17 protein-coding genes are annotated in these 21288 nt (G+C 74.8%); 8 read left to right on the top strand and 9 right to left on the bottom strand.

Annotated features, from left to right (window positions below; all coding sequences use genetic code 11):
- Positions 1 to 440: 440 nt before the first annotated feature.
- The 5 genes from D476_RS0102440 to map all read right to left on the bottom strand — a co-directional run bounded on the left by D476_RS0102440 (position 441) and on the right by map (position 6592).
- On the bottom strand, positions 441 to 1361 hold the full coding sequence (locus tag D476_RS0102440; protein WP_017622395.1) for a S66 peptidase family protein: 921 nt from the start codon (positions 1359 to 1361) through the stop codon (positions 441 to 443).
- Positions 1358 to 3373 carry an alpha/beta hydrolase family protein gene (locus tag D476_RS0102445; RefSeq protein WP_017622396.1) on the bottom strand — a complete coding sequence of 672 codons (2016 nt, stop codon included), beginning with the start codon at positions 3371 to 3373 and terminating at the stop codon, positions 1358 to 1360. The genes D476_RS0102440 and D476_RS0102445 overlap by 4 nt, the downstream gene beginning before the upstream one ends.
- Positions 3374 to 3399: 26 nt before the next feature.
- Positions 3400 to 4797: a M20/M25/M40 family metallo-hydrolase gene (locus D476_RS0102450; protein WP_017622397.1), complete on the bottom strand. Its 1398-nt coding sequence runs from the start codon at positions 4795 to 4797 to the stop codon at positions 3400 to 3402.
- The gene (locus tag D476_RS0102455) at positions 4794 to 5630 is read right to left on the bottom strand and encodes a M55 family metallopeptidase (RefSeq protein ID WP_017622398.1); all 837 of its coding nucleotides are present in this window, start codon (positions 5628 to 5630) and stop codon (positions 4794 to 4796) included. Before D476_RS0102455 ends, D476_RS0102450 begins: the two co-directional genes overlap by 4 nt.
- A 110-nt stretch (positions 5631 to 5740) precedes the next feature.
- A complete protein-coding gene (map, locus tag D476_RS0102460; protein ID WP_083939383.1) occupies positions 5741 to 6592 on the bottom strand; it encodes a type I methionyl aminopeptidase in 852 nt (283 codons plus the stop codon).
- A 183-nt stretch (positions 6593 to 6775) separates the two neighbouring features.
- Here map and D476_RS0102465 point away from each other — a divergent pair, with 183 nt between their 5' ends.
- Positions 6776 to 6985, top strand: a complete 210-nt coding sequence (locus tag D476_RS0102465; RefSeq protein WP_017622400.1) for a hypothetical protein — start codon at positions 6776 to 6778, stop codon at positions 6983 to 6985.
- Positions 6986 to 7021: 36 nt separating this feature from the next.
- Here the strand turns inward: D476_RS0102465 and D476_RS0102470 are convergent, their stop codons facing one another.
- Complete coding sequence (locus D476_RS0102470) at positions 7022 to 7621, bottom strand: hypothetical protein (protein ID WP_017622401.1); 600 nt, start codon at positions 7619 to 7621, stop codon at positions 7022 to 7024.
- A gap of 228 nt (positions 7622 to 7849) precedes the next feature.
- Here D476_RS0102470 and D476_RS0102475 point away from each other — a divergent pair, with 228 nt between their 5' ends.
- The 5 genes from D476_RS0102475 to D476_RS0102495 all read left to right on the top strand — a co-directional run bounded on the left by D476_RS0102475 (position 7850) and on the right by D476_RS0102495 (position 16073).
- On the top strand, positions 7850 to 9835 hold the full coding sequence (locus tag D476_RS0102475; RefSeq protein ID WP_017622402.1) for an endonuclease/exonuclease/phosphatase family protein: 1986 nt from the start codon (positions 7850 to 7852) through the stop codon (positions 9833 to 9835).
- 394 nt (positions 9836 to 10229) lie between these two features.
- On the top strand, positions 10230 to 12008 hold the full coding sequence (locus D476_RS0102480) for an ABC transporter family substrate-binding protein (RefSeq protein WP_017622403.1): 1779 nt from the start codon (positions 10230 to 10232) through the stop codon (positions 12006 to 12008).
- Between the two features lie 24 nt (positions 12009 to 12032).
- Positions 12033 to 13043: an ABC transporter permease gene (locus tag D476_RS0102485; protein ID WP_017622404.1), complete on the top strand. Its 1011-nt coding sequence runs from the start codon at positions 12033 to 12035 to the stop codon at positions 13041 to 13043.
- Between the two features lie 55 nt (positions 13044 to 13098).
- The gene (locus D476_RS0102490; protein ID WP_026123158.1) at positions 13099 to 13977 is read left to right on the top strand and encodes an ABC transporter permease; all 879 of its coding nucleotides are present in this window, start codon (positions 13099 to 13101) and stop codon (positions 13975 to 13977) included.
- On the top strand, positions 13974 to 16073 hold the full coding sequence (locus tag D476_RS0102495) for an ABC transporter ATP-binding protein (protein ID WP_040724998.1): 2100 nt from the start codon (positions 13974 to 13976) through the stop codon (positions 16071 to 16073). The genes D476_RS0102490 and D476_RS0102495 overlap by 4 nt, the downstream gene beginning before the upstream one ends.
- A 390-nt stretch (positions 16074 to 16463) precedes the next feature.
- Here the strand turns inward: D476_RS0102495 and D476_RS0102500 are convergent, their stop codons facing one another.
- Together D476_RS0102500 and D476_RS0102505 are read right to left on the bottom strand one after the other, a co-directional pair.
- Positions 16464 to 16835 (bottom strand): hypothetical protein, encoded by a 372-nt coding sequence (locus tag D476_RS0102500; protein WP_017622407.1) that lies wholly within the window; start codon positions 16833 to 16835, stop codon positions 16464 to 16466.
- 190 nt (positions 16836 to 17025) lie between these two features.
- Positions 17026 to 18027: a threonine ammonia-lyase gene (locus D476_RS0102505; protein ID WP_017622408.1), complete on the bottom strand. Its 1002-nt coding sequence runs from the start codon at positions 18025 to 18027 to the stop codon at positions 17026 to 17028.
- Between the two features lie 93 nt (positions 18028 to 18120).
- Between D476_RS0102505 and D476_RS0102510 the strand changes: the two genes are divergently transcribed.
- A complete protein-coding gene (locus D476_RS0102510) occupies positions 18121 to 19059 on the top strand; it encodes a LysR family transcriptional regulator (RefSeq protein WP_017622409.1) in 939 nt (312 codons plus the stop codon).
- Positions 19060 to 19586: 527 nt separating this feature from the next.
- Complete coding sequence (locus tag D476_RS0102515; RefSeq protein ID WP_051061560.1) at positions 19587 to 20129, top strand: GNAT family N-acetyltransferase; 543 nt, start codon at positions 19587 to 19589, stop codon at positions 20127 to 20129.
- Here the strand turns inward: D476_RS0102515 and D476_RS0102520 are convergent.
- The gene (locus D476_RS0102520; RefSeq protein WP_017622411.1) at positions 20126 to 21181 is read right to left on the bottom strand and encodes a methyltransferase; all 1056 of its coding nucleotides are present in this window, start codon (positions 21179 to 21181) and stop codon (positions 20126 to 20128) included. The two genes, D476_RS0102515 and D476_RS0102520, sit on opposite strands and share 4 nt — an antisense overlap.
- Positions 21182 to 21288: the final 107 nt, after the last annotated feature.

Here is a 21288-nt window from a genome sequence, read left to right on the forward strand (position 1 = left end):
GGCCGCGCCGCCTCCTGGACCACGAGGAGCGCGGCACCCGGCAGGCAGGGCCGGGGAACCGCCCCGCTCACCCCGTCGCCGCCCAACACGGTGACCACGCACACGCCGCACGGCCGACAACGCTGCGCCAAGGAGCACTGCCCCGTGCCGTCGCCGCCGTCCACGGCGACCGCGCACACGCCCTCCGCTCGACAGCGCTGCCGGAAGAGGCGCCGACCTGCATCGTCGCCCGGTCATCGCCATCGGCGCCGAGTGGGTGACGGATGGCCGGACACCGAGGGACCCAACCCCATGGCCGCACCTGCAGCAGACCTGAAACCGAGGGGCGGGGTGGGCCCGCCCGACTGCGATGACCCACGCGGCGGGCGGTGGGGATGCCTGCCGAACCGCACCCCGGAGAACCACGCCTATGGAAACGCCTCGAACCACGCCTGACGCGGCTACACGAGGGCGGGCTCGTCCAGGACCAGTGTGCCCGCGTCCGCGTCCAGGGTGGCGGTCATGCCCAGCGGGACCGTCGTCTGGGCCGGGATGTGGCCGAAACCGAAGCCGTCGGCCACCGGGACCCCCAGCGGGGCCAGCCGCTCCCGCATCATCGCCCGGATCGTCTCCTCGTCCGGCGTGCACTTGCCCCACGACCCCAGCAGGACCCCCGCCGCCCCGTTCATCCACCCGCTCCGCAACAGCTGGGTGAGCATCCGGTCCAGCCGGGACACGTCCTCCCCGACGTCCTCCAACAGCAGCAGGCCCCCCTCGGCCGAGGCCCGGAAGTGCGGTGTGGCCAGGCTGTCGGCCAGGATGCTCAGGTTGCCCCCCATCAGCCGCCCCCGCGCCGTCCCGCCGATCAGCGGCCGCGCCCCGGGCGGGGCGATCCGCACCCGCGACTCCGGCTCGAACAGGGTCGTCCGCAGCTCCTCCGCCGCCGCCGGGTCCCTGCCGAAGTACCCGGCGCCCGGCCCGTGGAACGTCACCAGGTCCAGTTCTTCGGCGAACGCCGCGTGCAGCGCGGTCACGTCGCTGAACCCCACGAACGCCTTGGGCGGCGCCCCGCGCAGGGCCCCGTAGTCGAGCAGGTCGAGCGTGCGGTGCGCCCCGTCGCCGCCGCGCACGCACACCACCGCGGCCACGTCCGGCGCCAGCAGCGCCTCCTGCAGGTCAGCCGCGCGGTCGGCGTCGGTCCCCGCCAGGTAGCCCAGCACCGGGTGCCGGTCGCGCGTGTGCGGGCGCACCTGCGGCCGCGCGCCCCACGCCTCGATCACCGGCAGCGCCGCCGCCAGCTCCTCCTCCGGGGTGGGGCTGCACGGCGCCACCAGCGCCACCGTGTCCCCCGCGCGCAGCCGCGGCGGGCGCCGCGCGCTCACGACCGCAGCTCCAGCGCCGGGGCGTCGGTATCGAACCCGAACACCTGCGCGTACAGCGACAGCTCCGCCTCCAGGGCGGCCTGGATGGACTCCGCCCTGCGGAACCCGTGCTGCTCCCCGGCGAACTCCATGTAGGCGTGCGGTACGCCGCGCCCCTTCACCCGCTCCAGCAGCCGCCGCGCCTGCGCCGGAGGGCAGATCTCGTCCTCGTCGCCCTGCATGAGCACGAACGGGGCGGTGATGGCGTCGGCGCGGTTGACCGGCGACCGCTCCTCGTAGCGCTCCCGCTCCTGCGGCCAGGGGCCCACCAGGCTCTCCAGGTACTGGGACTCGAAGTCGTGCGTCTCCCCGGTGCGCCAACCCGCCAGGTCCACGATGGGGTACTGGACCACCCCGCAGGCGAACACGTCCTCGGCGGCCAGTGCCGCCGCCGCGGTCCACCCGCCCGCGCTGCCCCCGCGGATCGCCAGCCGGTCCGCGTCGGCGCTGCCCTCGGCGGCCAGCGCGCGGGCCACGGCGGCGCAGTCCTCCACGTCCACCACGCCCCACTGCCCGCGCAGCCGCTCCCGGTAGGCGCGCCCGTACCCGGTGGAGCCCCCGTAGTCGACCTGCACCACCCCGATGCCGCGTGAGGTGAAGTAGGCGACCTCGGCGTCCTGGGCGGTGGTGGACCGGCCGGTGGGCCCACCGTGCGCCCACACCGCATACGGCGGCGGCTCCCCCTCGGGGCCTTCGGCGCGGGGGTTGTGCGGCGGGTGGACGATCGCGTGCACCTCGCGGCCGCCGGGGCCGGTGAACACCCGGCGCTCGGCCCGCGGGGCGTACCCGTGGTGCACCTCCGGCTCGTCCCCGGCGCGGCGGCTCAGCGACCGCCACGAACGGTCGGCGGCGACCACCGCCACCACCTGGGCGGACAGGTCGGGCGAGGCGGCCACGCCGACCGCCGTGCCCCCCGCGGCCCCGGCCGCCACCAGCATGCCCGCCCACTCGGTGTGCGGGGTGGCCACGTCGGTGAGCGCCCCGGAGTCCGGGCACAGCAGCGACAGCCGCAGGGAGCCGGTTCCGTGCACGGCCGCGATCAGGCCGTTGTTCATCGGCAGGATCCACCGCTGCCCGAGTTTCCACAGCGGCCCGCCGTACTCCTCCTGGGCGGGCGCCAGGGCGACCGGGGCGCGTGCCGCACCGCCGTCGGGGCCGATGGTGATCTGGTAGGGGTTCCACCAGCCCGAGGCGTCCGAGACGCAGTACAGGGTGGCGTCGTCGCCCCACTCGGCCTGCACCACCGACTCCCCCGGCCCTCCGGCGACGTCGCGCTGCCCGGCGGCGGTGCCGTCCGGCCCGATCGCCGCGACCGTGAGGAAGGTGGAGTCCCACGGCATGTCCGGGTGGTCCCACCCGATCCAGGACAGGCGCCGCCCATCGGGCGAGACGCGGGGGCAGGCCAGGAAGCGGCGGCCCTCGGCGACCACCCGCACCGCCGACGGGTCCTCGGCGGCCGACCCGTCCACGGGCACGGCGACCAGGGCCCGGCGCACGTCGGTGGGGGCGGGCCCGGTGTGCTCCTCGCGGATGCACCACACCTCGTCCCGCCCGGGCGGCCCCTCGACCGCCTCGGCGTAGCGCAGCGCGCCGGGCACCTCCGGCTCGGGGGTGAGCGGCGACGGCGGCTGCACCTGCTTCGGGAAGGACAGGTAGAGCCGCTGGTCGGTGTACTCGCTGAACACCACCGCGGTGCCCGCCTCGGCGCGGTCGAGCAGCAGGTAGGGGCGCCCGCCGTACTCGTGCACCCGGGTGCGGGCGTTCCACGGGGCGCCGAGCACCTCCTCCACCCCGTCCTCGGGACGGTCCAGCCGGGTGCGGCACAGGGCCGTGCGCCCGCCCTCCTCCGGGCGGGGCTCGGTCCACCACACCTCCTCTCCGACCGCGGCGGGCCAGCCCGGGGAGCCGTCGTGCCGGGCGACGGCGTCCGCGCCGATCGGTGAGGGCCACGAACCGTAGGGGAGGCGGGGCATGGTCACCTGTGCCTTTCTGGTCGTCGCTACTCGGCCGCCGACAGGAAGCGGTCCAGGACGCGCACGCCGAAGCGGAGCGCCTCCACCGGTACGCGCTCGTCGACGCCGTGGAACATCGCGTCCCGGTCCAGCCCCGGCGGCATCAGCAGCGGGGTGAACCCGTACCCGGCGATGCCGAGTTCGGAGAACTGCTTGGCGTCGGTCCCTCCGGCCATGCACACCGGCACCACGTGCCCCTCGGGGTCGTGGGCCAGCAGCGCCGCGCGCATGGCGGCGAAGAGCGGCGCCTCGACGGGGGACTCCAGGGCGGGCGAGCTGTGCTCGTACTCCCAGTCCACCCCGGGGCCGGTGAGCGCGTCCAGGGCGGCCTCGAAGGCCTCGCGCCCGCCGGGCAGGACCCGCCCGTCGACCCCGGCCGCCGCGTCGCCGGGGATGACGTTGACCTTGTACCCGGCGTCGAGCATGGTCGGGTTGGCGCTCTCGCGCACCGTGCCGCGCACCATCCCCGCCGCGTCGCCCAGGCGGTCCAGCAGCGCGGGCAGGTCGCGGTCGGCGTCGAAGCCGGGGGCGTCCAGGTCGACCTTGACGCCCACCGCCGCGCCGATGTCGGTGATCGCGGCCCGGGTGAGCGGGGTGAGCCGGTAGGGCCAGCGGTGGTCGCCGATGCGGGCGACGGCGGCCGCGAGCGCCTGCACCGCGTTGTCGGTGTTGGGTCGCGAGCCGTGGCCCGCCGTGCCCGAGGCGCGCAGCCGCAGCCAGGCGGTGCCGCGCTCCCCGGCGGCCACCGGGTACAGCCGCACCGTCCGCCCGTCCGGCGCGCGCACGTGCTCGGTGTGGCCGCCGGACTCGCCGACCGCCTCGGTGCACCCCTCGAACAGCCCGGGGTGCGTGCGCACCAGCCACTCGGCGCCGTAGGCGGCGCTGGCCTCCTCGTCGGCGGTGAAGGCGAGCACGATGTCGCGGCGGGGGCGGCGGCCGGTGCGGGACCAGTGCCGGGCCACGGCCGCGACCATGGCGACCGCGTCCTTCATGTCGATGGCGCCGCGCCCCCACACCATGCCGTCGCGCACCTCCCCGGAGAAGGGGTGGAGGCGCCACACCGCCGGGTCGGCGGGGACCACGTCGAGGTGGCCGTGGACGAGCAGTCCGGGGAGGGCGGGGTCGGTGCCCGGGATGCGGGCGACCACGTTGGAGCGGCGCGGCGCCGACTCCAGCAGCCGCGGCTCCAGCCCGGCCCCGTCCAGCAGGGCGGCGACGAACTCGGCGGCCTCCCGCTCGTCGCCGTCGCCTCCCCCGCGGTTGGTGGTGTCGATCCTGATGAGTTCAGAGGTGAACCGCACGACCTCGTCGTCGGCGGTCGAGAAGTCTTCCTCGCGCACGGGCGCCCTTTTCTCGATCGTCGCTTCGTCCTGGGAGCGGGTCACCCGTAGCGGTCCTCGACCGCGTTGGAGATGAGGGTGGTGACCGCCTTGAAGCAGCGGATCATGTCATAGGCGGTGGGCGAGGTGTACCGGACGCGCCGGGCACCGACGCGCTCGACGCCGGGGACCACGGCGGCGGCCCCGGCCAGGTGTTCGGCGTCGACCTCCACCTCGACGCGGTAGGGCTCGGCGCGGCGGAGGGGTTCGGTGCGCCCGGCCGCGCCCATGGCGTCCCGGGCGGCCTCGGCGATGGCGGCGTGGGTGCGGCCGGGCGGGCGGCACACGGCCGCGTACCGGGACACGTGGTCCTTGACGGCGACGGTGCGGGCCGAGGGGGCGTAGCGCGCCGCGTCCTCGCAGGTCTTGTCGTCGCCGGTGACGAGCAGGACGGGGGCGCCGAACTCGGCGCACACGGCGGCGTTGAGCCGCCCCTCGCTCGCCGTCTCCCCGTCCAGCCACACCCCGGTGACGGAGTTGGGCAGGTAGGTGTGGGCGAGCACGCCCTCCTCCCCGGCGCCGCAGTGGTAGCCGAGGAAGACGACGCCGTCGACGTCACCGCGCTGGACCCCTTCGACCATGGACAGGTCCTTGTGCCGCCCGGTGAGCATCGACGCGCGCTCGTCGAGGCGCTCCAGCAGCAGGTTGCGCATGGTGGAGTGGGCCTCGTTGACCAGGACCCCGGTGGCGCCCCCGGCGTGGAGCCCGGCGATGGCGGCGTTCACGTCGGAGGTGAACATGGACCGGCAGCGCTGCCACTGCTCGGTGCCGGGTTCGACGTCGGCAGGCCAGGTGACGCCGGTGGCGCCTTCCATGTCGGCGGAGATCAGCACCCTCACGGGGCGACCCTATCCCGGGGGTGCCGGGGGTTGCCAAGCCTTATCGGGCGCCGAGGCGGGCCCGCCGCGGGCGGTCGCGGCGGGCGGGCGGCGCCCGGTGGGCGGGCCGGTCAGGCCCGGGTGAGGATCTCGACGCCGTCGTCGGTGATCACCAGGGTGTGCTCGAACTGCGCGGTCCACTTGCGGTCGGCGGTCACCGCGGTCCAGCCGTCGTCCCACAGGTCGTACTCGATGGTGCCCAGCGTGATCATGGGCTCGATGGTGAAGGTCATGCCGGGGACCATGACGGTGTCGGCGCGCGGGTCGTCGTAGTGCGGGATGACCAGTCCGGAGTGGAACTCCGGGCCCACACCGTGGCCGGTGAAGTCGCGCACCACGCCGTAGCCGAAGCGCTTGGCGTAGGACTCGATGACCCGCCCGATCACATTGATCCGGCGGCCCGGGCGGCAGGCCTTGATGGCGCGCCGGGTGGCCTCCTCGGTGCGCTCGACCAGCAGCCGGTGCTCCTGGGTGGCCTCGCCCGCGATGAAGGTGGCGTTGGTGTCGCCGTGCACGCCCTTGTAGTAGGCGGTGATGTCGATGTTGACGATGTCGCCGTCCTTGACCACGGTGTCGTCCGGGATGCCGTGGCAGATGACCTCGTTGAGCGAGGAGCACAGCGACTTGGGGTAGCCCTTGTAGCCGAGCGTGCTGGGGTAGGCCCCGTGGTCGACGAGGAACTCGTGGCCGATCCGGTCGAGCTCGTCGGTGGTGACGCCCGGGACGATGTGCTTGCCGACCTCCTGCAGGGCCTGGGCGGCGATCCGCCCGGCCTCGCGCATAGCCTCGATGGTCTCGGGGGTCTGCACGTCCCCCAGCACCCCTTCGACCGGGCGTTTCCGACCGACGTACTCCGGCCGCTCGATGCTGGAGGGGACGGAGCGCTGCGGCGAGATTCGCCCGGGAACAAGCGGTGTGGTCATGTCGGGGAAGTCTACCCGCGACGGCCCCCCGGAGCGGTTCGCGCGGCGGTGACCGGCGCCGGTGTGTGGCACCGCACGGCCAGGGGGTAGGAGGCGAGTGCGCGCCCGGTGCGGCCGCCCGGGGGTCCCGGGCCCCGCAGGGCGGGGCGCGCGCACGGGACGTACGGCAGAGGGAGCAGTGAGATGGCCGGCAACCCGATGGACCTGCCCGAGGACCAGCGCTGGTGGTACTGCCTGAAGCACGACCGGGTGGAGAAGGGCGCGGGGTGCCCGAACAAGTTCCGCCTCGGGCCCTACGCCGACGAGGCGTCGGCCGCCGGTGCGCTGCACACGGTCGCCGAGCGCAACGAGGCCTGGGAGGCCTCCGACGACCCCTGGGAGCAGGACCGGTAGGCCCGGCCCCGGAGGGGCGCGGGCCAACGGGCGGTGTCAGTCCGCCGGGCGGGGCCCACTGACCAGGTCGAGGAAGCGTGAGAGCCGGTCGCGCAGGCCGCCCTTGCGCCGGTCCTCGGCCTGCCCCGCGGCGCTGGAGACCAGGTGCTGCATGCCCTCGAAGGTGACCGGGTCGCCCGAGGGCCGCAGGCTGACCGCCTCGTGCGCGATGGAGGCGAGCTCGGGGTCGCCCTGGTCGAGGGCGAGCACGGTGGCCCCGGAGCGGCGGGCGTCGTCCACCCGCTCCAGCAGCGGCACCGGCGCCTCGGGGGCGTCGTTGACGACGAACAGGGTGTGCCCGCGCCGGGCGTCCTCCAGCCGGTCCAGGCCGATGCTCAGGTGCGCGGGCGCTCCGGGCGGGGGCTCCCACCGCACGAGGGACGGCGAGAGCTGCGGCAGGTCGGCGTAGCGCGCCTCGTCGTCGAGGTGCGCGGCGAGGTGCCAGGGCTCGTCGTCGGGGGTGCCCAGCAGCATCAGGCCGCCGGGGGTCCTGGTGCGGCGCAGTCCGCGCGCGAGGTCCTCGGCGCGCTCCACCCACGGGGTCGAGGCGAGGAGGTCGCGCAGCAGCGCGACGTGTCGGGCGTCCACGCAGCCCATGGTGCACCATGGGCGCGCCCGCGCGCAGCGGTTCGGCGATCTGTGCGGCATCCCGGCGCGCCCCCGTGCCGACCCTGGCGAGGCGGGCCCCGCCGGCGCGGTCCGCGGGGGGTGTTCCTCCCGGGACCGCCGCCGGGGGCGCCGTTCACCGGGGGGCTTCCGCGCCGTAACGCGGGTCGGGCATGATCGGACGCCCGCTCTTCCCGCGATCCGGAAAGGCCGATCGGAGTGGCCCCCACACCCCGCCTCCCCCTCCCCCGGCGCGCCCGCCCCCTGGCGGCCGTCGCGCTGTCCGCAGCCCTCGCCGCCTCCGGCGGCGGCGCCGCCGTGGCCGACGCGGCGCCGCGCATCCACGAGATCCAGGGCACCACCCGCCTCTCCCCCTTCGACGGGCGCGAGGTCGCGGGCGTCACCGGCACCGTCACCGCCGTGAACGCCTTCGGGTCGGCCCGCGGGTTCTGGTTCCAGGACCCCGAGGGCGACGGGGACCCGCGCACCAGCGAGGCCCTGTTCGTGTTCACCGGCCGCACCACGCCCGACGTCGCCCCGGGCGACACGGTCGCCGTCGGCGGCCGGGTGCAGGAGTACTCCCCCGGCGACGGGCTGCAGACGGTCACCCAGCTCGCCGACGCCTCCTGGGAGGTGACCGGCCGGGGCGGGGTGCCGGGCCCGGTCGGCCTGGAGCCGGGGACGGTGCCCGGCGCGTACGCCCCCGAGGGCGACGACATCAGCGGCCGCGAGCTGGAGCCCGGCGCGTTCGCCCTGGACTACTGGGAGTCGCGCGAGCACATGGTGGTGCGGGTGGAGGACGCCCGCACCGTCGGCCCGACCGACGACTACAACGGGCTGTGGGTGACCACCGAGCCCGACCAGAACGCCTCGCCCCGGGGCGGCACCGTCTACAGCGGCTACGACGACCCCAACTCCGGGCGGCTGAAGGTCGAGTCGCTCATCCCGTTCTCCGAGCGCCCCTTCCCCGAGGTGGACACCGGCGACGAGCTGGCCGGGCCGACACAGGGGCCGCTGTACTACACGCGCTTCGGCGGCTACGTGCTCAAGGCGACCGAGCTGGGCGGGCACGTCGACAACGGCCTGGAGCGCACCGCGGCCGAGCCGGCCGGGGACTGGGAGCTGTCGGCGGCCGCCTACAACGTGGAGAACCTGTCCCCCGAGGACGACCGGGCCACGTTCGACCGGCTGGGCGAGGGGATCGCCGAGGGGCTGGCCTCCCCGGCGATCGTGTCCGTGGAGGAGGTCCAGGACGACAGCGGCCCGGCGGACGACGGCACCGTGTCGGCCGACCGGACCCTGGAACTGCTGACCGAGGCGGTCGAGGCCGCGGGCGGGCCGTCCTACGAGTGGCGGCTGATCGACCCCGAGGACAAACAGGACGGCGGCCGTCCCGGCGGCAACATCCGCAACGCGCTGCTGTTCGACCCCGAGCGGGTGTCCTTCACCGACCGTCCGGGCGGTGACGCCACCACGCCGGTGGAGGTGGTCGGCGAGGGCGGCGGGGCGCACCTGAGCGTCTCGCCCGGCCGGATCGCCCCGAAGGACGCCGCCTGGGAGAACAGCCGCAAGCCGCTGGCGGGCGAGTTCTCCTTCGAGGGGCGGCCCGTGTTCGTGGTGACCAACCACTTCGCCTCCAAGGGCGGGGACCAGGCGCTGCACGGCACCGCCCAGCCCCCGGAGCGCTCCTCCGAGGTGCAGCGGCACGCCCAGGCCGAACTGGTGCGCGCGTTCGTCGACGAGCTGCAGGCGGCGGACCCCGACGCCAACGTGCTGGTGGTCGGCGACCTGAACGACTTCTGGTTCTCCGAGACGCTGGACACGCTCACCGACGGCGGCGCCCTGCACAACCCCATGGAGGACCTGCCCGCCGAGGAGCGCTACACCTACGTCTTCGACGGCAACTCCCAGGCGCTCGACCACATGCTGGTCTCGGGCGCGGCCGCCGACCGGGCGCGGCTGGACATCGTGCGGCTCAACTCCGAGTTCCACGACCAGGTCAGCGACCACGACCCGCAGGTCATCCGGTTCCGCCCGCTGAGCGGGGACCCGAAGGTGGACCGCAGGGAGCACAAGCGCTGGTACGGCACGCCGGGCAAGGGCGGCGGGCCCGGCCACGGCCATGGGAACGGAAACGGGAACGGCCACGGGAACGGCCACGGGAAGGGCCAGGGGAACGGCCACGGCCGTCCCGGCCGCGGCTGAACCGGACGGCCGAAAGCGGAGAAGGGGCGGGTGCATTCGCCCCCGCCCCTTCTCCGTTCTTCATTCACGCGTCCGCCCGCCCTTCCCGGCAGCACCACCGGCCACATTCGCCGCTCTTTCCCCGAATTCCCCGAACTCCCCCGAAAAAGGCGGCCGGACGCAAACACCGCCCCCGGCGCGAAATAGGGAACCAGCACCGCCTCCCCCTTCTGAAACGCCCGGTCTCCCCCTCCGACGACCCGGGCGGGACATTTCACGAAGAATGCGGTTTCAGGTTCGTCACAAATCGCACCCACGGTCTTATATCCGCGCCGCCGCCGATGTTGTGCTGTCGGTGACCGCCCCGCCCGGATCCGGCGCACCGCCCCCGGGTGCACAACCGGCGAGGAGAAGGATGGCGACCGTGCGCAACAGTTCGAGACTCACCGGACCGGCGGCCGCCCTGGCCGCCCTCGCCCTCACCGCGACCGCGTGCACCGGCGGCGGCGGGGACGGCGGGACGGGGGCCGGAGGCGTCTGGGAGGACTGCGAGGCCGAGCCCAACACCTGCAACTCCGGCGAGCGCGCGGACGGCGGCGAGATCACCTGGGTGGTCAGCGACTTCCCCGGCGCCTGGACGACCGTCTCCCCCGAGGGTGGCAGCGTGTACACGCTGCAGATGCTCTCCGGGATCCTGCCCAAGACCGGCCAGTGGTCGCCGGACGGACAGACCTACGAGTTCAACATGGACCTGCTGGCCGAGGAGCCGGAGCTGGTCTCCGAGGACCCGTTCTCCTTCTCCTTCACCTTCAACGACACGGCCGTGTGGGACGACGGCACCCCCATCGGCGCCGACGACTTCATCGCCACCGTGAAGATGTCCACCAGCGACGAGGAGGGCTGGTGCGAGGGCTGCCGCTCCCGCCAGCCCGGCATCTACGACGACGTGGAGGAGATGGAGGCCTCCGAGGACGGCAGGACCGTCACCGTCACCCTCAAGGAGGGGCGGTCCAACCCCGAGTGGCGGGGCTTCCTCGACGCCCACCAGATCGCGGGCGGCCTGCTGCCCGCCCACCTGGCCGAGGAGCAGGGCTACGACCTGGAGGAGCCCGCGGATGTCGGGGCCTACTTCGAGTGGCTGAACGAGACCGTGCCCGAGTACTCCGGCGGCCCCTACAGGATCGTCGAGGGCGACCTGGAGACCCAGGTCATCCTGGAGCCCAACGAGAACTGGTACGGCGAGGTCCAGCCCACCCTGGACACCGTGGTCATCCAGTTCAACGACGCCGAGGACACCTGGGTCCCGGCGCTGACCAACGGCGAGATCGACGGCGGCAGCCCCGCCAAGATCAACGACGACGTGATCGAGCAGTTGCGCGGCATGCCCGAGGTGTCGGTCGACGTGGGGCCCGGCGCGGGCTGGGAGCACATCGACCTGAACACCGAGAACGAGTGGCTGGAGGACGTGGAGCTGCGGCGGGCGATCTTCACCGCGATCGACGCCCAGGAGATCGCCGAGCGCGGGTACGGCACCGCCTTCCCCGACGTCCAGCGCAAGACCAACCACACCTTCGCCCCCGGCAGCCCCTACCACGAGGACCTGTTCGCCGACTCCCCGCAGGGCACCGGGGACGTCGAGGAGGCCACCCGGATGCTGGAGGAGGCCGGGTACGAGATCGACGGCGGCACGCTCAAGCGCGACGGGGAGCAGGTGGGCCCCTTCCGGCTGCGCGCCACCGCCGACCAGATCCGCCAGGACTCGCTGCAGATCGTCCAGTCCCAGCTGGAGGAGATCGGTGTGGCCACCGAGATCGAGACCATCGACGACCTGGGCGGGGTGCTGGGCGACCAGGACTACGACATCGTCCAGTTCGGCTGGAGCGGCAGCCCCTGGTTCGTGATCAACCCCGGCCAGCAGTGGCACAGCTCCTCGGGCAGCAACTTCGGCGGGCTGGACTCCGCGGACGTGGACGAGGCGCTGGAGGGCATGGGCACCGCCACCACGCTGGACGAGGCCGCCGAGGCCGCCAACGAGGCCGGGCGGCAGGTGGTGGAGGAGGCCTACGTGCTGCCGTTGGTCGACGAGCCGCGCTACTCCTTCGTCACCGACGGGTTCACCAACATCCGCGACAACCGCCAGCACAGCCTGAGGGCCACCTACAACATCGGCCAGTGGGGCATGGCGGCGAACTGACGCCGGCCTGCCGGGGGTTGAGCCATGCTCGTCTTCGTGATCCGGCGGCTGCTGGTCACCGTGCCGGTGCTGCTCGCCGCCTCCCTGCTGTCCTTCCTGCTCATCGACGTCACCGGCGACCCCCTGGCCGACCTGCTGGTGCAGCAGCCGCCGCCCTCGGAGGAGGTCATCGAGGCCGAGCGGGAGCGGCTGTACATGGACCGGCCGGTGTACGAGCGGTACTGGCTGTGGCTGACCGGGATCGGCGGCAACGGCGACATCGGCCTGCTGCGCGGCGAGTTCGGGCCGTCGGTGCGCGGACCCGCCTTCGACGTGGGCGCCGAGGTCGCCGCCCGGATGGGCGTCACCCTGCGGCTGGTGGCCGCGGCCGTGCTGCTGGCGCTGGGGCTGGCGGTGTTCACCGGCGTGGTCAGCGCCATGCGCCAGTACTCGGCGGTGGACTACACGCTGACCTTCATCGGCTTCCTCGCGCTGGCCATGCCCACCTTCTGGCTGGGCGCGCTGATCAAGGAGGCCGGGGTGTGGGCCAACGGGCAGCTCGGCGCGACCGTGTTCTACACGATCGGCGACAGCGCGGCCGACACGCGCGGTATGGGCCTGTGGGAGCGGATCGCCGACGCCGGAGGGCACCTGGTGCTGCCGACGCTGGCGCTGATGCTCACCGGGTACGCCGCCTGGAGCCGCTACCAGCGCACCGCCATGCTGGAGGTGCTCAACAGCGACTACGTGCGCCTGGCGCACGCCAAGGGCCTGCCGCGGCGCACGGTGATGCGGCGGCACGCGCTGCGCACCGCGCTCATCCCGCTCACCAGCGTGGCGGCGGTGACCATCGCCGAGATCCTCGCCGGGACGGTGCTCATCGAGACCGTCTTCCAATGGCGGGGGCTGGGCACCCTGCTGGTGGAGGCCATCCGCACCAGCGACGCCTACGTGCTCATGGGCTGGCTGATGCTGGCCGGGACGCTGGTGGTGCTGGCCAACCTCGCCGCCGACCTGCTCTACGGCGTTCTGGACCCGAGGATCCGCTATGAGTGAGCGCGTCACGGACACGGGAGACGGCAACGGTGCCGACGGCGCGACGGGCGGCACGATGGGCGGCGCGGCGCCCGCGCCGCGCGGGCAGCTCCGCACCATCGCGATGCGGTTCGCCCGGCACCGCCCGGCGGTGGCGAGCCTGGCGGTGCTGGCGGCGCTGGCCGCCTTCGCGTTCGCCGGGCCGCTGCTGTGGCAGTGGGACCACACCGTCTCCTCGGACATCCCGAGCAGCGCCGAGCCGAGCGCCGCGCACCCGCTGGGCACCACCAGCGCCGGGAACGACGTGCTGGGCCAGCTCATGCGCGGGATGCAGCAGACGCTCAAGGTCGCCTTCACCGTCACGGTGCTGGCCACCGTGCTGGGGTCGGTGTGGGGCGCGGTGGCCGGGTACTTCCGGGGGTGGGTCGACGCGGTGATGATGCGCCTGGTCGACGTGCTGCTCATCGTGCCGCTGCTGGTGGTCGTGGCGGCGGTCGGCGGGAACGTGCGCGGCGGCACCACCTGGTACGGGGTGGCGCTGGTGATCGCCGCGTTCTCCTGGACGCCGATCTCGCGGGTGGTGCGCGGGGTGGTGCTGTCGCTGCGCGAGCAGGAGTTCGTGGAGGCGGCGCGGGCGGCGGGCGCCTCGCACGCCCGGATCATCCTGCGCCACCTGCTGCCGAATGCCGCCGGGCCGATCATCGTGGCGGCCACCCTGCTGATCGCGGTCGCGATCCTGGTGGAGGCGGCGATGTCGTTCCTCGGGTTCGGCATCCAGGCGCCCGACATCAGTCTGGGGCTGATGGTGCAGCACGCCAAGACGGCGGCGTTCACCCGGCCGTGGCTCTTCTACCCGCCGGGCCTGACGATCGTGCTGATCGCCCTGGTCATCAACTTCATCGGGGACGGGCTGCGGGACGCCCTGGACCCCCGGCAGGCGATGGTGCGCGGATGAGGGCGGAGGAAGCGGTGGCCGGAGCGGCGGAGCAGGCGGAGGCCGTCCTGCGGGTCGAGGACCTGCACGTGTCCTTCCCGACCGAGGACGGGCGGGTGCGGGCGGTGCGGGGCCTGACCCTCGGGCTGCGGCCCGGGGAGGCGCTGGGGATCGTCGGCGAGTCGGGGTCGGGCAAGTCGGTGGCGTCCCTGGCGGTGATGGGGCTGCTGCCGCGCGGGGCCCAGGTGACGGGGTCGGCGCGGGTGGTGGGCCGGGAAGTGCTGCACCTGCCCGACGAGGAGCTGAGCCGGGTGCGCGGGGAGCGCATCGCCATGGTCTTCCAGGACCCGCTGACCTCGCTCAACCCGGTGTACACGGTGGGGCGGCAGATCGCCGAGGCGGTGCGGGCGCACCGGGCCGTGAGCGAGCGGGAGGCCCTGGCGCGGGCGGTGGAGCTGCTGGCGGAGGTGGGCATCCCGCAGCCGCGGGAGCGGGTGCGCAGCTACCCGCACGAGCTGTCGGGGGGCATGCGCCAGCGGGTGGTGATCGCGATCGCGATGGCCAACGAGCCGGACGTGATCATCGCCGACGAGCCCACGACCGCGCTGGACGTGACGGTGCAGGCGCAGGTGCTGGAGGCGCTGGAGGCGGCGCGGCGGCGCACCGGGGCGGCGCTGGTGCTGATCACCCACGACCTGGGGGTGGTGGCCGGGCACGTGGACCGGGTGGCGGTGATGTACGCCGGGCGGCTGGTGGAGCAGGGGCCGGTGGAGGAGGTGTTCGAGCGCCCGCGGATGCCGTACACGCTGGGGCTGCTGGGCAGCCAGCCGCGCCTGGACCAGGGGCGGAGCCTGCGGCTGGCGCCGATCTCCGGGGCGCCGCCGACGCTGCTCGCCCCGCCGCCGGGGTGCCCGTTCGCGCCGCGCTGCCCGATGGCCGAGGCGCGGTGCACCGCCGAGGAGCCGCCCCTGCGCGAGGTCAGCGGCGGGCACCTGGCCGCGTGCCACTTCGCCGAGCGGCTGGAGGGGCGGACCCCGCAGGAGGTGTTCGCCCGCGCCCGGGAGCCCGGCGAGCGCGCCCCGGCCCCCTCCCCCGCTGCGGGCGCCGCCCTGCTCCGCGCGGAGGGCCTGGTCAAGCACTTCCCGGTACGGTCGAAGGGGGTGGTGCGGCGGCGGATCGGCGACGTGCACGCGGTGTGCGGGGTGTCGCTGGAGCTGCGGGAGCACGAGACGCTGGCGCTGGTCGGCGAGTCGGGGTGCGGAAAGTCGACCACGGCGCGGCTTCTGCTGCGGCTGCTGGCCCCCGACGCGGGGCGGGTGGAGTTCGAGGGCGCCGACATCGCCGCGCTTCCCCGGGCCGAACTGCGCAGGCTGCGCCAGGACATGCAGATCGTGTTCCAGGACCCGTTCGCCTCGCTGGACCCGCGCATGACGGTGTCCGAGATCGTGGCCGAGCCGCTGCGGATCCACGGCCTGTACCGGGGGCACGGGGGCGCGGCCGACGTGGAGCGGCTGCTGTCCACGGTGGGGCTGGGGCCCGAGCACGGGGCGCGGTACCCGCACGAGTTCTCGGGCGGGCAGCGCCAGCGGATCGGCATCGCCCGCGCGCTGGCGCTGCGGCCGCGCACGCTCATCCTGGACGAGCCGGTCTCGGCGCTGGACGTGTCCATCCAGGCGGGGATCATCAACCTGCTGGAGGACCTGCAGGAGGAGTTCGGGCTGGCGTACCTGTTCGTGTCGCACGACCTGTCGGTGGTGCGGCACATCGCCGACCGGGTGGCGGTGATGTACCTGGGCAAGGTGGTGGAGACGGGGGCGGCCGACCGGGTGTTCGCGTCGGCGGCGCACCCGTACACGCAGACGCTGGTGTCGGCGATCCCGCTGCCGGACCCGCGCAAGGAGCGGCGGCGTCAGCGCATCCTGGTACAGGGGGACGTGCCGAGTCCGTCCGCGCCGCCGTCGGGCTGCCGGTTCCGGACCAGGTGCCCGAAGTTCGCCGATGAGCTGAGCGAGCGGGAGCGGGCCCGGTGCGTGGAGGAGGAGCCCCCTTTGAAGGCGAGGGTGCCGGGCGGCCACCTGACCGCCTGCCACTACGCACAGGAGCGGTCGCTGGTGTGAGGGCGGTTCGGGACCGTCCGGGCCGGGCCCCGGGCCTTCCGGGGGGTCGGCCGATGGGCCCGCAGCCCCGTCCGGATACGGGGGCTCAGCGGGGGCTCGGATCGTTGATGGGAATCGTGTGCCCCGGTCATTGGTCGCAGGCCACCAGCGGCCGCTCGACCGGGGCACCGACCAGCCGGTCGTGCCGGACCACGGCGTAGAGCGCGCAGCCCCTCCAGCACACCCCGGCCCGAGGCCCCGGCGGTGCCCCCGGCACGGCACTCCGGCCCCAGGCGGCCCTTCAGCGTCCAGACCACCGCCCCGATCCACGGGCGCAGCCGGCCCGCACACACCGACCACGGACGCCCCTCGCCATGCCCGCAGCCGAATCAGAATCCCCCATCAACGATCTCAGTGGGTGTTCGGCTGTGCGCTCCGGGCGCCGCGGGCGTTGAGCTCGGCGTCGACCTCGGCCAGGAGGTCGGAGATCGCCCGGATCGCCTCCAGGCTCTTGGCCGGGTCGGCTTCGCGGCCGAGGCTGGCCTCCAGGCGGCGCATCCGCTCACTGCGTTCGGGGAACCGGTGCAGGGCCGCGAACTGCGACCACTTGGCGGAGAAGACCTGCATCGGCTGCATGCCGGGCGAGGCGCGCTGGTCGGCCTCGGCTCTGGAGAGGTCCCTGTGGAACTCGCCCAGCCGCTCGGGCGCGAGGACCGACACCGCCTCCCGCAGTGCTTCGGGGGTCGCTTCCGGCTGCGGGATGAGGGGGGTGTCGGCCGGCACAGGCGCTCCCTTGTGATCGATCACCGATGGTCGCTCAGGGCCGGGCGCCGGGCCGACATCGCTCCGGGCGCGACCGTCCCCTTTTTCTCCGTTCGCCCTATCGAATCATGTGATAGGCGGGTACGGGCGCCGGAGAGGAGAACGGTCGGATGAACAAAGCCGCGCCGCCCGTGCCGCCCGCCGCGCCGCCTCAGTCGGAGGCGGTGCAGCGGCGCAGCTCCTCAGGGCTCGCGTTGCCGCCGGTGCACACGACGGCGATGCGGCCTCCGGGGAAGCGCTCGGCGACCGCGCGGGCGCCCGCCAGGGCCGCCGCGCCCGCGCCCTCGGCCACCGTCCCGGCCTCGGACATGGCCCACCACTGGGCGCGGCGGATGTCCTCATCGCCGACCAGGACGAAGTCGTCGAGCCGGTCGCGGAGCACCGACTGCGGGAGCGCGAATCCGCGCCCGGTCGCCAGCCCTTCGGCGCGGGTCCGGTCGGGGCGGGCCGTGCAGGCGCCCGCGCGCCAGGAGTCGTGCGCCGCCGGGGAGGCCTCGGACTGGACGCCGATGACCCGGCACCGCGGTGCGAGGGCCGCGGCGGCGATGCAGGCCCCGGCGGCTCCGCTGCCCCCGCCCACCGGGACCAGGACCGCGTCCAGGTCGGGCGCCTCCGTGAAGAGCTCCAGGTAGGCGGTCGCGACCCCGGCGATGAGGTCCGGCTCGTCGCCGGGGCTCACCAGGCGGGCACCGCGCTCGGCGGCGAGGGCTTCGGCGCGGACCCGCGCCCTGTCCAGGTCGCTTCCGGCTTCGACCAGGTCGGCGCCGAGGGCGCGAACGGCCTCGGCCTTGACGGGGTTGGGGTCCTCGGGCACGACGACGGTGCAGGGTGCGCCGGTGGCGCGGGCGGCGTAGGCGATCGACTGGGCGTGGTTGCCGGTGGAGTAGGTGACCACGCCGCGGGCCCGCTCGGCCTCGGCCATCCGGGACAGCAGGACGAGCCCGCCGCGGACCTTGAAGGCGCCGGTCGGCTGGAGGTTCTCGTGCTTGACGAGCACCCGCGCCCCCAGGCGGCGGTCGAGCGCGGGGTAGGAGCGCAGCGGGGTCGGGTCCAGGCGCCCCTGGAGGAGCCGCCGGGCGCGCAGGACGTCGGTGATGCCGGGGGCGGCCGTTCGAGGCGCGTCGGGCGCGGTGGCTGCGTGTGCGCTGGTCATGCCCTTCATCCTGGTCCGGGCCCTCCCATAGGACAAATGCCGGTTCCGAGTGGATGCATAGGGGATGTCTATGGGCCCCGGTAGCGTGGGGGTGTGTTCGACGAGACCCGGCTGCGCGTCTTCGCCGCGATCGCCCGCGAGGGCTCGGTGACCGGCGCGGCGGCCGCCCTGCACTACGCCCAGCCCTCGGTCAGCCACCACCTGGCCCGCCTGGAGGCCGAGGCGGGGGTGGCGCTGGTGCGCCGCAGCGGCCGCGGGATCCGGCTCACCGACGCGGGCGCGGCGCTGGCCGCCCGCGCCGAGGAGATCCTGGGCCGCATCGACCAGGCCCGGGCCGAGCTGGCCGCGCACGCGGGCCTGACTCAGGGGCGGGTGCGGCTGCCCGCCTTCCCCTCCGCGCTGGCGGTGCTGGTGCCGCGGGCGGCGGCGCGGTTCGCCGAGCGGCACCCGGGGGTGGAGGCGGCCCTGGTGGAGGCCGAGCCGCCGGAAGCGCTGGCCGCGGTGCGCAGGGGCGAGGCGGACGCGGCGGTCGTCTTCCGCCACGAGGACGAGCCGCCGCCGGAGGGGTTCCACACGGTGCCGCTGCTGGAGGACCCGATCCACCTCGTGGCCCCGGCTGCGCAAGGGGGCGCGGACGGGCCGCGTGCACGTCGCGGGGGTCGGCGCCCGGGGCCGCCGCGCCTGCGGGACTTCGCGGACCGCCGGTGGATCGCCGGGTGCGAGCGCTGCCGGGCCCAGCTTCTCCGGGCGTGCGCCGCCGAGGGCTTCGAGCCGGAGGTCGCCTACGCCACCGACGACTATGTGGCGGTGCAGTCGCTCGTGGCCGCGGGGCTGGGCGTGAGCACCCTGCCGGGGCTGGCCCTGCGCGCCCACCGCGCGGAGGGGCTGCGCACCGAGCCGACGGGCCGGGTGCGCCTGGTGGAGGCGGTGACCTTCGGCGCACCCCCGCTCCCGGCACCGGTGGAGGCGTTCCTGGAGGTGATGTCGGAGGTCGCGGCCACGCTGGACGGGCACACCCCCGGAGGGCGGTAGCGGGGCGTCCCCAGGTCACGTCCGCTGGAGTGGTGTCGTTGTCGTCTTGCCGGGTGGGCCCGCTGGCCGCGGCCCTGCCGCGGCCCTGCCGCGGACCCGGCCCGCCGTCGGGGCCTTGGCCCTGCGGCCGCCTTCTGCGGGGCTCGGGGGCCGCCCGCCGAAGGCGGCCGCAGTCGGCAGAAGTCACACCACCCCAACGGACACCACCTTTCCCCGAGGGACGCAGGAGGCCCGGTTCGGGCATCCGGTGGCCGCGTCCGCCGGAGTCGTGTCGCCCCCCGTCCGGGAAGGTCGGCTCGCCGGCTGCGGCTCCGGGGCGGTTCCGGTCCGCCTCCGAGGCCCTGGCCTGCGACCGACGATCCACCACGCCGGCGGACGGCATCCATCCGGTGTAAAGGTGCACACCGGATACGGAAACGCGGTCACACCGGCGCACTCGCCGCCTCCGGCCCGCCTCGGGCGGCCAGACCCCGGACGCGGCGCCGCCGCCGTCACGGGCACGGACCGGGGCGTGTGATCATGCATCGATGGACACTCCCCCACCCCGCGCAACCCCCGCCCCCGCCGTCACCGTCGAACCGGTGGGGGACGAGTCGCGTGCCCTCATCGAGCGGCTCGGGCAGTTCGAGCGGCACGACCTGTCCGAGTTCCGCGGGGCCGTCCCCGATGAGGACGGCGTCTTCCCCTTCCCGCGCCTCCCCCTCTTCTTCGACGAGCCCGGACGGGAGGTCCTGCTGATCCGGGCGGACGGCGCGGTCGCCGGGTTCGCCCTCACCCGGCCCCTCCCCGACGGGTCCACCTCCATCGGGTCGTTCTTCATCCTGCGCGGCCTGCGGCGCGGCGGGGTCGGCACGGGGGCGGCGCTGGCCCTGCTGCGCCTGCGGCCGGGGCGCTGGTCGATCGCCTTCCAGGAGGACAACCCCGGTGCCGCCCGGTTCTGGCGGCGCGTGGCCGACGCGGCGGTGGGAGACGCCTGGCACGAGGAGCGCCGCGAGGTCCCCGGCCGCCCGGAACTGCCGCCGGACACCTGGATCACGCTCGACACGGGCGACGGCCGCCCCACGCCTTAGACCGGGACGGCCTCGATCAGCCCGAACGTGGACGGCGCGGGAAGCGCGTCCACCGACACGACCGAGAAGCCCGCCCGCGCGCACAGCTCCTCGAAGTCGGCCCGGGTGCGCTCCCGGCCGCCCACGTTCACCATCATGTTGAGGTCGCTCAGGTACAGCCCGGCCCTGCCATCGCCCGGGACCCGGTCGGGCAGCACCGGCTCCACCACCAGGAGGCGCCCGCCTTCGGCGATCGCCTCACGGCAGTTGCGCAGGATCGCCGCGGCCCGGTCGTCGTCCCAGTCGTGGACGATGCTCTTCAGCAGGTAGAGGTCGCCGCCGGAGGGGACCGACGCGAAGAAGTCACCGTGCACGACGTCGCAGCGCCCGGCCACCCCGGCCTCGTCCAGCCGCCGGTCCGCCTCGGCCGCGCCCTCGGGGCTGTCGTAGAGGGTTCCGCGGAGCCCGGTGTGGTGCGCCAGCACCGCGGCCAGCAGGGTGCCGTCGCCGCCGCCGACGTCGACCACGCGGGTGTACCCCTCGAAGGCGAAGCGGCCGGGCAGGGCCGCGGCCGTGTCGGCGGTGGCCTGGCTCATGGAGGCGTTGAACAGCTGCGACAGGTCGGGCCGCCCCTTGAGGTGGTCGAAGAAGGGGACCCCGTACACCGTCTCGAAGGAGGTGTCCCCGGTGCGCACGCTCTCGTCCAGGCGCTCCCAGGCGCGCAGCATCGCCGGGTCGGTGAACATCTGCGCGAACGAGCGCATGCCGCCGGGGCCGTCCCGGAGCGCCTCGCCCGCCGGGCCCAGGCGATAGCGCCCCCTCCCTTCCTCCACGAGGACCCCGAGCGCGGCCAGGGCGCGCAGGAAGCGGTCAATGGCCTGCTGCGGCGCCCCGTACTCGGCGGCGAGTTCGGCCGCCGTGCGCGTCCGGCCGCCCACGGCGTCGGCGACCCGCATGCGCGCGGCGGCACCGACGACCTGGGCCGCCCATCCGCCGAAGACCAGCCCGAGGAGTGCGTGTCTCCCCTGGTCCGGCGCCCCGTCGTTCCCCTTTTCCCCGTCCGGCTCGGCCATACCCCGGTCCTCCCGTGAATCGCGCCGTCACGACCCGATCACCGTACGACCGTGTGGGCCCATGGGAGAGGGGCGTCCGCGTCCGCATCCGGCCACCGGGGCGGCGC

It is taken from the genome of Nocardiopsis chromatogenes YIM 90109 (genome assembly GCF_000341185.1).
Taxonomy (GTDB): domain Bacteria; phylum Actinomycetota; class Actinomycetes; order Streptosporangiales; family Streptosporangiaceae; genus Nocardiopsis_A; species Nocardiopsis_A chromatogenes.